At 71.1% G+C, this 13,243-nt stretch carries 18 protein-coding genes; 8 read left to right on the top strand and 10 right to left on the bottom strand.

Going from position 1 to position 13,243, the window contains the following annotated elements:
• Positions 1-56 precede the first annotated feature (56 nt).
• The 4 genes from CJZ98_RS18290 to CJZ98_RS09355 form a co-directional block, all read right to left on the bottom strand.
• Complete coding sequence (locus CJZ98_RS18290) at positions 57-215, bottom strand: hypothetical protein (RefSeq protein WP_157910942.1); 159 nt, start codon at positions 213-215, stop codon at positions 57-59.
• Positions 202-615 carry an HlyD family secretion protein gene (locus tag CJZ98_RS09365; protein WP_094590682.1) on the bottom strand — a complete coding sequence of 138 codons (414 nt, stop codon included), beginning with the start codon at positions 613-615 and terminating at the stop codon, positions 202-204. The genes CJZ98_RS18290 and CJZ98_RS09365 overlap by 14 nt, the downstream gene beginning before the upstream one ends.
• 39 nt (positions 616-654) lie before the next feature.
• Positions 655-1,023: a hypothetical protein gene (locus CJZ98_RS09360; protein ID WP_094590680.1), complete on the bottom strand. Its 369-nt coding sequence runs from the start codon at positions 1,021-1,023 to the stop codon at positions 655-657.
• Positions 1,024-1,089: 66 nt separating this feature from the next.
• Complete coding sequence (locus CJZ98_RS09355) at positions 1,090-2,049, bottom strand: carbohydrate ABC transporter permease (protein ID WP_094590756.1); 960 nt, start codon at positions 2,047-2,049, stop codon at positions 1,090-1,092.
• Positions 2,050-2,103: 54 nt separating this feature from the next.
• Here CJZ98_RS09355 and recQ point away from each other — a divergent pair, with 54 nt between their 5' ends.
• On the top strand, positions 2,104-3,978 hold the full coding sequence (recQ, locus tag CJZ98_RS09350; RefSeq protein ID WP_094590678.1) for a DNA helicase RecQ: 1,875 nt from the start codon (positions 2,104-2,106) through the stop codon (positions 3,976-3,978).
• 15 nt (positions 3,979-3,993) lie between these two features.
• Here the strand turns inward: recQ and CJZ98_RS18285 are convergent, their stop codons facing one another.
• On the bottom strand, positions 3,994-4,263 hold the full coding sequence (locus CJZ98_RS18285; protein ID WP_157910941.1) for a hypothetical protein: 270 nt from the start codon (positions 4,261-4,263) through the stop codon (positions 3,994-3,996).
• A gap of 535 nt (positions 4,264-4,798) precedes the next feature.
• On the opposite strand from CJZ98_RS18285, the gene CJZ98_RS18795 reads away from it, so the two are divergent.
• From CJZ98_RS18795 to CJZ98_RS09335, 4 genes are all read left to right on the top strand, one after another.
• Entirely contained in the window at positions 4,799-4,975 is a 177-nt protein-coding gene (locus tag CJZ98_RS18795) for a hypothetical protein (protein WP_198537646.1), read from the top strand.
• A 147-nt stretch (positions 4,976-5,122) separates the two neighbouring features.
• The gene (locus CJZ98_RS09345; RefSeq protein WP_094590676.1) at positions 5,123-5,335 is read left to right on the top strand and encodes a hypothetical protein; all 213 of its coding nucleotides are present in this window, start codon (positions 5,123-5,125) and stop codon (positions 5,333-5,335) included.
• 200 nt (positions 5,336-5,535) lie between these two features.
• A complete protein-coding gene (gene mscL, locus CJZ98_RS09340) occupies positions 5,536-5,913 on the top strand; it encodes a large conductance mechanosensitive channel protein MscL (RefSeq protein WP_094590674.1) in 378 nt (125 codons plus the stop codon).
• A 71-nt stretch (positions 5,914-5,984) separates the two neighbouring features.
• Positions 5,985-6,545: a cupin domain-containing protein gene (locus CJZ98_RS09335; protein ID WP_094590672.1), complete on the top strand. Its 561-nt coding sequence runs from the start codon at positions 5,985-5,987 to the stop codon at positions 6,543-6,545.
• A gap of 6 nt (positions 6,546-6,551) precedes the next feature.
• On the opposite strand, the gene CJZ98_RS09330 is transcribed toward CJZ98_RS09335, so the two are convergent.
• Positions 6,552-7,523 (bottom strand): isopenicillin N synthase family dioxygenase, encoded by a 972-nt coding sequence (locus CJZ98_RS09330; RefSeq protein ID WP_094590670.1) that lies wholly within the window; start codon positions 7,521-7,523, stop codon positions 6,552-6,554.
• Positions 7,524-7,638: 115 nt separating this feature from the next.
• Here CJZ98_RS09330 and CJZ98_RS09325 point away from each other — a divergent pair, with 115 nt between their 5' ends.
• A complete protein-coding gene (locus CJZ98_RS09325) occupies positions 7,639-8,148 on the top strand; it encodes a hypothetical protein (RefSeq protein WP_157910940.1) in 510 nt (169 codons plus the stop codon).
• Between the two features lie 29 nt (positions 8,149-8,177).
• On the opposite strand, the gene CJZ98_RS09320 is transcribed toward CJZ98_RS09325, so the two are convergent.
• The 4 genes from CJZ98_RS09320 to CJZ98_RS09305 form a co-directional block, all read right to left on the bottom strand.
• Positions 8,178-9,623 (bottom strand): WD40 repeat domain-containing protein, encoded by a 1,446-nt coding sequence (locus CJZ98_RS09320; RefSeq protein ID WP_094590667.1) that lies wholly within the window; start codon positions 9,621-9,623, stop codon positions 8,178-8,180.
• A 22-nt stretch (positions 9,624-9,645) separates the two neighbouring features.
• Positions 9,646-10,149 (bottom strand): hypothetical protein, encoded by a 504-nt coding sequence (locus tag CJZ98_RS09315; RefSeq protein ID WP_232756360.1) that lies wholly within the window; start codon positions 10,147-10,149, stop codon positions 9,646-9,648.
• A gap of 140 nt (positions 10,150-10,289) precedes the next feature.
• The gene (locus CJZ98_RS09310) at positions 10,290-11,633 is read right to left on the bottom strand and encodes a hypothetical protein (protein ID WP_094590665.1); all 1,344 of its coding nucleotides are present in this window, start codon (positions 11,631-11,633) and stop codon (positions 10,290-10,292) included.
• Positions 11,634-11,643: 10 nt separating this feature from the next.
• The gene (locus CJZ98_RS09305; RefSeq protein WP_094590663.1) at positions 11,644-12,414 is read right to left on the bottom strand and encodes a 20S proteasome subunit A/B; all 771 of its coding nucleotides are present in this window, start codon (positions 12,412-12,414) and stop codon (positions 11,644-11,646) included.
• Between the two features lie 259 nt (positions 12,415-12,673).
• Here CJZ98_RS09305 and CJZ98_RS19530 point away from each other — a divergent pair, with 259 nt between their 5' ends.
• Both CJZ98_RS19530 and CJZ98_RS19525 read left to right on the top strand, forming a co-directional pair.
• On the top strand, positions 12,674-12,931 hold the full coding sequence (locus tag CJZ98_RS19530; RefSeq protein ID WP_094590661.1) for a nucleotidyltransferase domain-containing protein: 258 nt from the start codon (positions 12,674-12,676) through the stop codon (positions 12,929-12,931).
• 57 nt (positions 12,932-12,988) lie between these two features.
• On the top strand, positions 12,989-13,144 hold the full coding sequence (locus CJZ98_RS19525; protein ID WP_094590659.1) for a HEPN domain-containing protein: 156 nt from the start codon (positions 12,989-12,991) through the stop codon (positions 13,142-13,144).
• Positions 13,145-13,243 lie beyond the last annotated feature (99 nt).

Here is a 13,243-nt window from a genome sequence, read left to right as displayed (position 1 = left end):
CAGTTTCGCATCCCCGCCGGGTGGCCGCAGCTGAAGCCCAAGACCACCCCTGGCGCTCAGCTGGCCCCGTGGAACTCGTACCAGGCCGCCAGCAGCAGGTAGGCCGCATTGCGGCGCCCCCAGAGGTCGGTATCACCGTCCTGGTCCGGATACCACTGCAGCAGGTTGCGGCGCCACACCGCCCGCACCTCCTGCCAGGAACTACCCGGCAGCACGCCGATCTGTTCGCAGGCCTCGCGGTAGCAGCGCAGGAATTGGGTCGCCCTCCTGGGTGGGCAGGCTCCAGGTTTCCGTGGCGACCTTCGCGCCGGCCTGCTGGGCCTCCAGTTGATCGAGCTGGCCCCGCAGCAGCACCGCCTGGCCCTCAAGGCTGGCGGCGAGCTGCTCCAGCTGGGCGCCGCTGGCCTGGGCGGCGCCCGGGGCCTGGGCCACAGCGGACCGGGCCTGGTCCAGCTCCGAGGCCTGGCTGTGCTGCAGGGCCTCCAGGGCCGCCCGAAGTTCGGCCTGGCGGCCCGCCAGCTCGGCCGCCAACTGCTCCGAGCGCTGCTGGGAAACCCGTGCCGCCGCCACCACTCCCTGCACGCTGCCGGCCTGGCCGCTGAGGGAGGCCTCCATCTTGAGCTGGCCCTGGCGGCGGGCCTCCTGGCCCGGGAGCTAGTCGGCAGCGACGCTGAGGCTGGCATCGGCGCGGCGGGCGGCCGTGGCGGCCTGATCGAGGCTCTTGGGAAGCTGGGAATCACGCGGGCGCTGGGCGGCCCAGGCCGGGCTGGCACCAGGGCGCACGGCGCGGGGCGCGCCAGATCTGCCGGAGCGCAGCAGGGCCACCCCGGCTGCGGAGAACACCAGGGGCGACACGAGCACCAGCAGGGCGTCGTTGCGGAAGCTCTGGTCGCCCTCGGCCTCGGCCTGCTTGCCGCGCGCCACGATCAGTCCGAACAGCACCAGGCCCAGGACCAGGCTGAACACCCCGAGCCACTGGCGCTCGTTGAGGCCGCTGGGGCGTCTGCCGCCGGAGCAAGCCATGGCCGGGTTCACGCGCGCGCTGACCCTAGGGACGATGGCGGCCGCGGACCACTGGGCCCTCGGGGCTCAGGTGAAGCCCTTGTCGCCGGCGAAGGCGAAGCGCACCAGGCTGAGCAGCAGCACGATCACGAACAGGGCCAGGCCCACGGTGCAGGCGTAGCTGATCTCCAGCTCGGCAAAGGCCTGGTCGTACACGTAGTACACGAGGGTCTTGGTGGACTCGGCCGGCCCGCCCTGGGTCATCAGGTACACCTCCTCGAACACCTTGGTGGCGGCGATGGCGGAGATCACGGCCACCAGGGTGATGTAGGGCCGCAGCAGCGGCAGAGTGATGTCGCAGTGCTTACGCCAGCCCTCGCTGCCGTCCAGCTCGGCCGCCTCGTAGAGGTCCTGGGGGATGCCCTGCAGGCCCGCCACGAAGATCACCATGTAGTAGCCGAGGCCCTTCCAGAGGGTCACGAGCATCACCGAGGGCAGGGCCAGGGCGGGGTTGGTGAGGAAGCCGATGGGCTGGAAGGAGCCCCCCAGCAGGCCCGCCAGCCAGCCGTCACGGGCCAGGGCGCTGAGCCAGCCGTTGATCAGGCCGGTCTCGGCGTAGAGCCAGCGGAAGGCGATCGCCGCCACCACGATCGACACCAGCACCGGCGTGTAGAAGGCGGCCCGGAACCAGTGGATCCCCGGCAGCTGCCGGTTCACCAGCACCGCCAGCACCAGGGAGCCCAGCACCACCGGCGGCACCACGCCCACCAGATAAAGGAGCGTGGTGCCGAGCACCTTGAAGAACATCGGATCGGCCAGCAGCCGGCGGATGTTGGCCAGGCCCACCCACTGGAGCGGTTCGCCCACATCCAGGCCGCTGCGGGTGAAGCTCATCACCAGGGCCATGGCCGCGGGGATCAGCACCGAGAGGCCGATCAGCAGCAGGGCGGGGGCGAGGAACCCCCAGGCGGTGGCGCTGCGGCGACGGGCCGCCGCGCCATCCGTGGGGAATGCTGGCCTGGCGGACGAGGGGGAAGGGCCTTGCATCACGCCGGACTGGATGCGGCCATTGTGGGAGATCCCGATGGCAGATCCAGCGCCTTGACCAGCTCCGGAGCCGGCGCCGCCGCCACCCCGGCCACCCTCGCCGAGCCCCATCAGGTGCTGCGCCAGGTGTTTGGCTACGACGCCTTCCGGGGCCCCCAGGAGGCGATCGTGCGCCACGTGATCGGCGGCGGCTCGGGGCTGGTGCTGATGCCCACCGGCGGTGGTAAGTCGCTCTGCTACCAGGTGCCGGCCCTGTGCCGGCCGGGGCTGGCGGTGGTGGTGTCGCCCCTGATCGCCCTGATGCAGGACCAGGTGGCCGCGCTGCGCCAGGCAGGGGTGGCGGCTGGAGCCCTGCACTCCGCCCTGGAGCCGGAGGAGGCCCAGACCCTGTGGCGCCAGCTCAACGCCGGCAAGCTGCAACTGCTGTACGTGTCGCCCGAGCGGCTGCTGGCGGGGGATCTGCTGGAGCGGCTGGCGGCCCTGCCGGGGCCGGAACCCCTGAGCCTGTTCGCCATCGATGAGGCCCACTGCGTGTCGCAGTGGGGGCACGACTTCCGGCCCGAGTACATCCAGCTGGGGGTGCTGGCGGAGCGCTTCCCGGCAGTGCCGCGGCTGGCGCTCACCGCCACCGCCGATCCGCGCACGCGCACCGAGATCGTGGAGCGCCTGCAGCTGCAGGAGGGCCAGGTGTTCCTGGCCAGCTTCGATCGGCCCAACATTCGCTACCTGCTGCGCGACAAGCAGGAGCCCAGGACGCAACTGCTGCGCTTTCTGGACGACCATCGCCAGGATTCCGGCATCGTGTATGCCCGCTCCCGCAGCCGGGTGGACAAGCTGGCGGCCGACCTGCGCGGCGCCGGCTTCGATGCGGTGGCTTATCACGCGGGCCTGGGCGCCGCCGAGCGCAGCCGCGCCCTGGAACGCTTCCGCAGCGAGTCAGGCGTGGTGGTGGTGGCCACGATCGCCTTCGGCATGGGCATCGACAAGCCGGATGTGCGCTTCGTGGCCCACGTGGACCTCCCCAAGAGCCTGGAGGCCTACTACCAGGAAACCGGCCGGGCCGGCCGCGACGGCCTGCCGGCGGTGGCCTGGATGGTGCACGGCCCGGGCGATGTGCCCCAGCTGCGCCGCTTCATCGACGACTCGGACGCGCCCCTGGCCCAGAAGCGGATCGAGCACGGCAAGCTCGATGCCCTGATCAGCTTCACCGACGCCACAGGGTGCCGCCGTCAGGTGCTGCTCTCCCACTTCGGCGAGGCGTTGCCGGAGCCCTGCGGCAACTGCGACGGCTGCCTCGAGCCCCGGGCCCGCACCGATGTGACGGTGCCGGCCCAGAAGCTGCTCTCGGCGGTGTGGCGCACGGGCCATCGCTTCGGCGCCGCCCATCTGGTGGACGTGCTGCTGGGGGCCAACACCGAGAAGATCCGCGCCCAGGGACACCAGGAGTTGAGCGTGTACGGCATTGGCGGCGAACTCGACAAGGAGCAGTGGAAGTCGCTGATTCGCCAGATGACGGGCATGGGGCTGCTGGAGCCGGTGCCAGAGGGGCGCGGCGGTCTGCAGTGGGGCCCGGAGGCGGAGGTGCGGGCGGTGCTGCGGGGCGAGCGCAGTGTGGAGCTGCCGCTGCCGCCACCGCGCCAGGAGCGGCGCCGCTCCAGCTCCCGCAGTGGCGGCGCCCAGGGACCCGGCGCCAGCGCGGAGTGGGGCGAGGCGGATCCGGAGCTGGTGGCGGCCCTCAAGGCGTGGCGAACGGAGCAGGCCCGCCAGCAGGCGGTGCCCCCCTACGTGGTATTCCACGACCGCACCCTGCTGGAGCTGGCCGCCCGCCGCCCCGGCTCCCTGGCGGAGCTGGGGGAAGTGGGAGGCATCGGCGCCGCCAAGCTGGAGCGCTACGGCGAAGCCCTGCTGGAGCTGCTGGGTGGGCAGTAGGGGCAGGCTGGGCGCCTAGCTGCCCTGGGCCAGGCGCGGCGGCAGGGCGAACAGCTCGCCCTGGATCACGGCGGCGGCACCCCGGCGGTGGCGCGGCCGGTAGGGCCGCGGGGCTTGCGGCGGTGCGACCACAGGCGGGCCAGCGGCAGGCGGCGGCGTGGAGGGCGGCGTGGAGGGCGGCGCGAACGGAGGCGTGCAGGGCGGCGCGGCCCAGGCGCAGGTTCGGGCCAGCTCACTGGCGCGGAACACGGCGTAGGGAGAACAGGCGGCGACGACGCGCGACACGGAGGCACAGGCAGCCATGGACCTTCCGAGAGCTAAGTACACCTGTACTAGCCCTGGCATGGGAGCGTGTCAATGCTCCGGGGCCGCTCGCGCAGCAGCGGCCGCAAGGTCGAGCCCAGCCCTGATGCCTGGTGCGCACCCTGGCCGGCCGGCCCGAGCCGGTGGCGCGCCGGCATTCAGGCGGTCTTCGATGCACGCGCCGTTGAGTGCTTCACGCCGTGGAGCGGTTCGCACTGCGGCGGAGGGCCCGTTGCATTGCAGTCTGCGAACAGCTATCGGGCCATCCAGCGCCGGGGGCGTGGTGCTGAGCTGCCGCGAGATCCCTCCCCTACAGATCCAGCAACAGGAGCGATCGGCGACCACCTGCAAAACACAGGCGATTCCTGCGGCAGAGGGGTGGACCAGGGGGGCTCAGCGGCCGCCCGCAGAACCGATTCCACCCTGTGACCATTTGTAACGCAACCGGCCGCAACGGGCCGCCAGCGGCGCGCCAGCCGGCCACTGTTGCTAGGAACAGAGGAGCTCAAGTAGCGGCATGCGCTTCACCTGGTCCGAGCATCTGTCTGCAGCGCGCACCCTGGGGCATGCCGGCCAGGAGAACAGCGGCACCGCCCTGGCCCTGATGGGGGTCGCCCTGCTGCTGTTGCTCCAGGATCTGAACGACAACGGCCAGGCAGGCTCCGCCCGTTCGGATTCCAATCAGTCGCGCTGATCACTGCTATTCGACTAGCTGATTGACTGCGTGATCGCAGGGTCTGCTGACACCACCGATCCCTGACAGGGTTCGCACTCTGTTGCTGTCGCTACCTCTTCTCAACGCGGCTGTTCATACCTTGCGGCCACCTTTGGGAGTCGCCCTGTGGAGTGCAAGATCGAGCTGAGCGTGGGCCAGCAGTTCGAAATCGAACGCTTTAACCGCGTGATCGACGCCACGGCTGACGCCAGCCAGCTGCGCGATCTGGCGAAGCAACTGCTGCAGGCCTGGCACACCCAGAGGGCCGCCACCACCTGGGTGATGCAGCAGCAGGGGATCACCACGACGCCACCGGCGATCGAGCAGCCCGATGGCTGAGCCAGCCGCGCGGCCCCCGGCCGAGCCAGGATGACGCCATGGAACGCACCGACCTGCTGATCGCCTTTCTCGCCTTCGGGGCCGCCGTCTCCACTCTGGCGGCCTGGCTCTGGGCATCGATGGCCCGCCAGACCTGAGACAACACCCCCCTTTTGGGGTAAACCTGAGGGCGTTCCTCCACCTGGTAGGCCTCGCTCGTCATGTCACGCAGCCGTTCATTCCTCGTTGATTTCAAGGACTTCATCAACAAGGGCAACGTGGTTGACCTGGCGGTGGCCGTGGTCATTGGCGGCGCCTTCGGCAAGGTGGTGGATGCCGTGGTGAGCCTGGTGATGGGCGCCCTGCTGCAGCCGGCCCTCAAGGCCGCCAACGTGGCCGCCATCGCCGAGTGGCCCGCCGGGGCCGTGCTGGTGGCCCTGATCAACTTTGTGGTGATCGCCTTCGTGGTGTTCCTGATCGTGCGTGCGATCGAGGCCCTGCGGCGCTCCGAGAAGGCCGTGGCAGGGCCCGACCCCCAGGCCCAGCTGGCCTCCGCCGTGACCCGCCTGGCCGACGCCCTCGACAAGCGCCAGCTCTGAGCCGGAGCGATTAGCACGGCATCGGCAGAAGCGCTAAACCTCCGGAGATCAGTCGGCCGGAGATCGAGGCGATGGGAAGGATCGGAGCCTGCCTGCTGGGGCTGGCGCTGGCGGGCCCGGGGCTGGCCCGGCCGGCCTCAGCCCATCCCCCCCTGGCGCAGGCGGATCCGGGAGCCGCAGCAGCGCCCGCGGTGCAGGTGATCGGCACCCCGGGGCCGGATTCAATCGTGACCGTGCGGCCCCGCAGCAGCATCACCAGCCGCCAGGGCCTGAAGCAGTTCGTGGGGATCTCCGGCGCCAACAGCGGCGCCCGGGGCCTCTCGATGAACCGGGTGGTGATTCCGCCTGGGGGTCGGGCGGCGCCGCACCGCCACGTGGGTTCGGAATCGGCGATCTATCTGCTGACCGGCACGGTGAAGACCTTCTACGGCACCTGCCTGGAGAAGACGGTGACCAACCGCGCCGGCGACTTCCTGTTCATTCCCGCCGGCGTGCCGCACATGCCGGTGAACCTGAGCAGCCGGGAGCCCGCCATCGCCCTGGTGGCCCGCAACGACGCCAATGAACAGGAGAACGTGATCCCCCACGCCGCCCCGGGGACGGCTGGCGCGGCGACGGCCTGCCCCCGCTGAGCTGGTTCAGGGACGCGGCGCCGGAGCCCCCAGCAGGTTGATCCGGTAGAGCACCTCCTCCAGGGCATCGGCGGCCGTGATGCCGGCCCAGCGGGGTGGGCGCTCCGCTGTGCAACAGGAGGGCACGGGGGTGAGCACCGTCCAGGGGCGGGCGTGGCAGAACTGCACCACGCTCAGCCGCTCGCCGCTGTGGCCGGCAGGTGCTATCACCCGATGCCAGCCGGCCGGGATGGCGCCGTTGCTGAGGCGCTCGAGCATCAGGCCGCTGTTGAGGATCACGTGGCCCTCGGGCGGCCGCGCCTCCACCCAGGTGCCCTCCACCTGCACCTGCAGGCCGGCGGAGGTGGCCCGGGGCAGGGCGGTGATCAGGTTGATGTCGGCATGGGCCTCGGCCCAGAGGTGGCCGGCGGCCGGCGCCTGGGCCATGGGCGGGTAGCGCACGGCGCGGCTGAGGGTGGGCGCCTCGTGCACGATCTCATCGAAGAAGCTGTCGGCGCAGCCGATCGCCAGGGCCACCACCCGCAGGAAGCGGCGCTGCAGCTCGGCGAGGGTGCGGTGGAAGCTGTCGAGCACGGCTGTGATGCCCGGCACCACAGCCTCCGGCAGCAGGGGCTCGGGGTAGAGCAGCGGATAGCGGCGCCGCAGCGGATGGTCCGGCGGCAGCGCGGCCGACCAGTTGAGCATCTCCTTCCAGTCGGCCTGGGCGCTGCCGGCAGCCGTTTCCACCAGCAGGCCCGTGTAGCCCGTCTGGCCGGCGCTGCCGGGGGCGCGGAAGCGCTCCTTGGTGGCGGTGTCGCAGGCGAAGAACTGGCCCAGCAGGCCGTAGGCGGTGTCGAGCAGGTCGGGCGAGAGATCGGTGCGGGCATACACGAAGCCCGTGGCCAGGCTGCGGCGCACCCCATCCACCACCGCCGCCCGGGCAGCGGCATCGCCGCGCTCGAAGGCCTGCAGGTTCACGGCGAGGATGGCATCGGGCATCGCGGGGTGGTGGCGGCGGGGCGGGGCAGACCCGCTGATAGCGCGGTGGGCAGCGGCTAGCCATCCTGAAACCGTCGCCAAGCCCAGGCCCCTCCCACGCGATCCGCCGTTGGGCATGACCCACCACGCCCCTGATCCGAAGCCAGTCGCCACTCCCGCCAGCTCCAGGGCCCGGAGCCCGATGCCCTGGCGCGTCACGGCGCTGGCGCTGCTCACTCCCCTGCTGGGCGGATGCGACACCCTCTGGCGCTGGACGGCACAGCCCTTCCGCCTGAGCTGCAGCCTCGGCTCCGACCCGCCAACGCTGTTCCGCATCGAGCCCCGGCTGCAGCAAGTGCAGGAGCTGGACCCCAAAACGGGCGAGGTGACGCGCACGATCACCACCAGCGAACCGCCAGCGGAGCTGGGTGGCGGCATCATCGATGACAGCAAGGTGACGATCACGCTGCGGCGCATCACCTGGGAGAGCAGCATGTATCGCCCCCAGTTGCAGAGGGACAGTCACGCGATTGATCTCTCCACGCTGCACTACGCGTCGGCGTGGACGCTGCAGCTCGATGCGGGGCCAGAGATGGCTGAGGGCAAGCGCACGGGACGCTGCCGCAGGATCGAGGGCCAGGCTTGAGGGGTGGCGGCGCCACTGCTGGCAGAGGTTCAATCAGCCGTCACCGGCCGCCCCACCCGCCAGACCGCAATGCCCTGGCCGGGGATCGGAACGGCGAAGGTGCTGCGATCGCCGCTCAGGGCGGAGGGGCCCAGCGACAGCACAGGCCTGGCCGGCACTGAAGGCGCCGCGGCAGCCGGGGGAAGCGTGTGCAGCACGCGGCCGTCCTGCGGGCTGAGCACCCTGAAGCCATCGTCGCTGCTGGCCAGGAGGCCCTCGGTGGTCCAGTGGAGCTGCTGCACCGGTTGGGGCCTGTCGAGGCTGCGGATCCGGCGGGCCGTGGCCAGATCCCAGATCGCGATCGGTGGTCCCTGGCCGAGGGCGACGGCCAGCTGGCGGCCGTCCGGTGAGAAGGCCAGGGCGAGCAGGCCGGCCCGGCGCCCCAGCTCCAGGGTGGTGATCCGCCTGGCCTGGGGGATGTCCCACACCTCGATCCGGTCGTCGTCGACCCGGAGGGGAAAGGCAAGCAGGCGGCGATCCGGGCTCACCGCCACCGGAAGCGTGGCGCGCTCCACGGTGTTGAGATCGGCGGGCATCGCCTGCAGCCGTCGCCCGCTGGCGAGATCCCACACCTGGAGGTTGCGGGGGGCGGGGCTGGCGTCGTTGGGGGTGAGGGTCACCAGGCGGCCAGCGGCCATGGGATAGGCCACCGAGCCGCCATCGAGGCGCAGCCGGGGCCGGCCAGCGGGCAGCGGTCGCACCTGCACCTGCTGCAGGGCGGCGGTGACCAGCTCCTTGCCATCCACCGTGAAGGCCAGGGTGGAGAGGATCTCGCGCAGGGTCTGCTGACCCTCGGGCTTGCCGTGCAAGTTGCGGATCCGGTGCTGCTGCCGCGACGTGAGATCGAGGATGTCGACCTGCTGGCGGCCGTAGCGCACGCTGAGCACCGCCAGCTGCCGGCCATCGCCGCTGAGGGCCAGGTGGGAAGGGATGCTCTCAAGGCCGCTCACCTCGGCCAGCAGGGGGAAGGGCCCCCCGGGCTGGGGCGTGCGGATCGTGATGGCCGGTGGCGAGAGGGTGAGCGTGAGCACCACGGCGCTGAGCGCGTAGGCGCCCAAGGTGAGGGCCGCCAGAGCCCGGGGCCCACGCAGCCGCGCGCGGGGATGACCGATGGCGAGGATGCCGAGCAGCGCGCCGCCCACGGCCCCCACGGGCACGAACAGCAGGGCCATGGACAGGAACCAGAGGCCGGCGTAGGGCCCGCCGATCAGGGAGGCCGGATTGGCCTCGATCGGCAACAGGCCGACCAGCAGCACCCCCAGGAAGGAGCCCCACACGGGCCCAACGGCCCTTGGCCGTGAACGCCGCAGCAGGGAAACGATCCCAGCCACCACAGCGCCCACCACGCCGCCCACCACCGCGCTCAGCACGGTCATGAACAGCAGCTTCGGCAGCACGAGCCGTAGCAGGGTGTCGAGGTGGGGCACCAGCGTCATCGCCGGCCGGTGACGGATGGAGTCACGGGCGGGGCGGTTTCAACAGATCGGCCAGGAAGGAGGAGAGACGAAAGCCCGGGTTGCCGGGGTAGTGGATGTCCGCGATGCGCCAGGTGCCGCCGGGGCCGGGCCGCATCCGGTAGCGCAGCTGCTGCGGGGCCTCGGCCGGGCGGTTGCGCAGGCCGGCCTGCACGGCCACCAGGGCCTCGAGATCACCGCCCTGGAGGGGCTTGCAGCCCAGCACCCGGGCGCCGAAGGTGCCCACCTGGGTGCCACTGAACACGTCGAAATCCACGAAGCGCCCATCGGCCACCGGGTCGAGGCGGAAGGCGGCGCGCAGCTGGCGGGCCAGGGCGGGGGTGAAGCGGCCGGCCTGGCTGGAGAGATCGATGGGCCCCGGAACGTCCTGCCGGGCCACCTGCCAGCGGTAGAGGCCATCGATCTGGGCCACCAGGGGCGCGGGGCAGGGCACTGGCGCGGCCGCCGCCGGCGGGACCGCCGGGCAGACCAACAGCGCTGCGGCCACCGCGGCGCCGCATCGAACCCAGGGATCAGCCGGTGGCATGGTGCGGAGCCCGAGGCACGGCACCAGGCTCGCCCGCAGCTGCGGCGGGCGCAAGCCTGCCGCGTGTCCCCAGCCGCCCGATCGGGTGCCCTGGTGGCGCGTCAGAGGCGGGAGCTGGATGGGGGCTCTGGATCGGTGGCCAGCTCGTCGATGCTCTGCTCGAGCAGGTCGCGGCCGCTGTCGTAGATCAGGCGCGGCTCGGGCCGCTGGGGCTCTGCGGCGCGGAGACGGCGGGCAGCAGCACGGCGCCGCTGCAGCCGGGAGCCGCCGTAGCGGGCCGCCCTGGCCCAGGCCTGGCGGCGGCCATTGCGGGCCGCGATGGCCCGGTTGCGCCAGCGCTGCAGCGGCAGGCGCAGCAGGGGCACCACCAAGAGCAACAGGCCGTAGACGATGGCGAAGCGCGCCAGCCAGGCCACGGGCGGCAGCCAGGCGGGCGTGATCGCCAACAGCCACGGCGAGAGCACCAGCAGGGCCCCCACGCCGATGCCGTAGGCCACCCGTTGCTCAACGCCTGCCCTGCTGAAGCGATGGGCCCGCTCGCGCAGGGGCGGCACCGGCGCAGCGGGGAGGGGCTCTGCTGGCACGCCCTCACCGCCGGCGCTGGCGGGGAGGGAGGGAAAGCAATAGATCAAATCGCCCTCCTCACTCACATCGGGGCGGCCGTCGAAGCGCAGCAGCACCGGCAACATGGCGGTATCGGCCAGGTCGCGGCGACGGTCGGGATCGGAGGGGCAGTCGGGCAGAACGAGCAGGGGGGCGAGGTCTTCGGCGATCACCACGCCACCGTGCAGGCGCAGGAAGGCGGCGATGCGACGCCAGCGCAGCGGCTCGAGGCGGGCATTGGGATCGCCATCGCCGAACAGGATCGAGAACACGGCGGTGAGGAAGCCCAGCGAATCGGGCTCGCCCCCCTCGCCGGGCAGGTCCCAGAGGAGGCTCCACAGCTGCTGGCGCGTGGCGGAGGAGGAGCCCTCGCGCGCCAGGGCACCGATGCCGGACACCAGCAGATCGAGGATGGTTACGGGCACCTGGGCGACCACCTGCAGCACCCCCAGGGCGACATCACCGCCCTCGTCACTGGCGATCAGCCGCACGAGCAGCAGCACCAGCAGGCACACCACCACCAGGGTGGTGACGAGCACCAGCACCACCCCGAAGCTGAGCCGGATCACCCGGGCCGCGAAACGCAGGACAGCCTGCAGCAGGGCCTGCAGGCGCCGGCGGCCGCTACGGGCCAGCAACCGCGCCCGCAGGGCGGGGGGGAACACGAACAGCAAGGTGCCGTCGTCGGCCACCTGCAGCCGGCCGGGCGCTTCCGCCACCAGGGCCAGCAGGCCCTGCTCCACCTCCTGCAGGGCCAGGCCGGTGCTGGCCGCCGCCTCGCCCACGCTGCAGCGGCGCCCGCGGATGCCGATCCAGGCGATCAGGGAGTCCTCCAGCGTCATGCCGCCTGGATCAGGGGCCGCTGCCGCTGTCATCGGGTTCCCAGGGGAGGCGCGGCAGGCGGTGCAGCGCTTCGCGTTGGGCCTGGCTCCAGGTGTGGATCATCGCGTCGAGGCTGGGATCACCCGCCTCCAGCTTGATCTGGTGGGCGATGGCCTTGTTGCCGGCCTCGATCACCACCAGCTCAAACGGCGGCCCCACGGAGAGATTGGAGCGCTGGGTAAGCACCTGGGAGATCAGGCAGAGGCGGGCCGCATCCTCCAGGGAGAGGTTGGCGTGGCCGATGTTGTCGAGCGGGGGCTTGCCGTATTTGCTCTCGCCGATCTGCAGGTAGGGCGTTTCCGGCGTGGCCTTGATCGCGTTGCCCTGGGGATAGATCAGGTAGAGCTCATGGGGTTCGTTGCCGATCTGCCCACCCAGCAGGAAGGTGGCACTGCCGCTGGCCCCCGACTGGCGCAGGGCCTCCTCGTGCTGCTGCTGCACCGCCACACTCAGGCGGCCCACGTAGGCGGCGGCTTCAAACAGATAGTCGCAGTGGCGCAGGTCGTGGCCGGCGCCGCCCTGGAGCTCGACGGGACGGTCGAGATCGCGGCGGATGCCGTTGATCACTGCCTGGGTGGTGGCGAGGCTTCCGGCCGCCAGGATCACGAACAGCCGATCCGGGGCGGGCTGGAACACCGTCATCTTGCTGTAGGTGGAGATGTAATCCACCCCGGCGTTGGTGCGGGAATCGGAGGCCAGCACCAGGCCCTTCTCCAGCCAGTAGCCGATGCCGTAGGTCATGCCAGAGCGGGCCTGTCGCCAGGGTCAGACGCTACCCCGGATGGGCGGTTCCGAGGGCGGGGTCTGGGGACCGCACCAGCGAGAGTAGGGTCCATATCCTGAGCCTTGATGCCCCGATCGGCGGCGGTGGTCTGAACGACGGCGAATGGGAGGCATCAGAATGGCGGTCATGAGCACCCCTGTTGCGCTGCCGATCGATGCCCGCCTGCAGGGGATGGCGGCCGTGATCCATGGCGTGATTCCGGGTTCGGAGGTATGACTGTTCGGCTCCAGGGCAAGGGGCACAGCGGGTCCTGAGTCGGACATCGACCTGCTGATCACGGCTCCGGACTCCTGGCTGGAGGGGCGCAACCGCTTCGAGGTGCTCAATCAGCTCTGGGGGCTGCTGGCGCGAGCGGATGTGTCGCTCGACTTGTTGTTGTACTCCAGGCTGGAGTGCGAGGAACGCCGCAACTGGCACAGCCACGTGATCGGTCGAGCACTCCGGGAGGGGCTGTTGATCGATGGTGCTGTCTGAGCCGGAAGACCTGCTGCGGATCGCCATGGCCGATCTGGAGACCGATGGGGATTCTGGCTGCAGCAGGCGGTGGAGAAGGCACTCAAGGCTTGGCTGTTGCAGCTCGGTGGTGATCCCCCACTCACCCATGACCTGCGCCGGCTGCTGTTGCTGCTCGGGGCTGAGGGCAGGGCTGGTTCAAAGTATGTGACAGGCGCTCGCGCCTGGCTGTAGTCAGGGCCTCCTGAGAAACACCAGATCTTCTGCGCCGCAATGGATCTGAGCAGCTTCTGCCGGTAAAATGTGCGCAAATCGGCCTGTTACGGCCAAATT

The sequence above is a fragment of the Vulcanococcus limneticus LL genome (assembly GCF_002252705.1).
GTDB classification, from domain to species: domain Bacteria; phylum Cyanobacteriota; class Cyanobacteriia; order PCC-6307; family Cyanobiaceae; genus Vulcanococcus; species Vulcanococcus limneticus.
The sequence above is the reverse complement of the archived record's forward strand: the minus strand, read 5'-3'. Positions and strand labels throughout refer to the sequence as shown.

Bases quoted from the DNA above. Each gene is read 5' to 3' on its own strand.
- CJZ98_RS09365 (WP_094590682.1), bottom strand. From the start codon at position 615: ATGGAGGCCTCCCTCAGCGGCCAGGCCGGCAGCGTGCAGGGAGTGGTG.
- CJZ98_RS09360 (WP_094590680.1), bottom strand. From the start codon at position 1,023: ATGGCTTGCTCCGGCGGCAGACGCCCCAGCGGCCTCAACGAGCGCCAG.
- CJZ98_RS09355 (WP_094590756.1), bottom strand. From the start codon at position 2,049: ATGCAAGGCCCTTCCCCCTCGTCCGCCAGGCCAGCATTCCCCACGGAT.
- CJZ98_RS18795 (WP_198537646.1), top strand. From the start codon at position 4,799: ATGCGCTTCACCTGGTCCGAGCATCTGTCTGCAGCGCGCACCCTGGGG.
- mscL (WP_094590674.1), top strand. From the start codon at position 5,536: ATGTCACGCAGCCGTTCATTCCTCGTTGATTTCAAGGACTTCATCAAC.
- CJZ98_RS09335 (WP_094590672.1), top strand. From the start codon at position 5,985: ATGGGAAGGATCGGAGCCTGCCTGCTGGGGCTGGCGCTGGCGGGCCCG.
- CJZ98_RS09330 (WP_094590670.1), bottom strand. From the start codon at position 7,523: ATGCCCGATGCCATCCTCGCCGTGAACCTGCAGGCCTTCGAGCGCGGC.
- CJZ98_RS09325 (WP_157910940.1), top strand. From the start codon at position 7,639: ATGACCCACCACGCCCCTGATCCGAAGCCAGTCGCCACTCCCGCCAGC.
- CJZ98_RS09320 (WP_094590667.1), bottom strand. From the start codon at position 9,623: ATGACGCTGGTGCCCCACCTCGACACCCTGCTACGGCTCGTGCTGCCG.
- CJZ98_RS09310 (WP_094590665.1), bottom strand. From the start codon at position 11,633: ATGACGCTGGAGGACTCCCTGATCGCCTGGATCGGCATCCGCGGGCGC.
- CJZ98_RS09305 (WP_094590663.1), bottom strand. From the start codon at position 12,414: ATGACCTACGGCATCGGCTACTGGCTGGAGAAGGGCCTGGTGCTGGCC.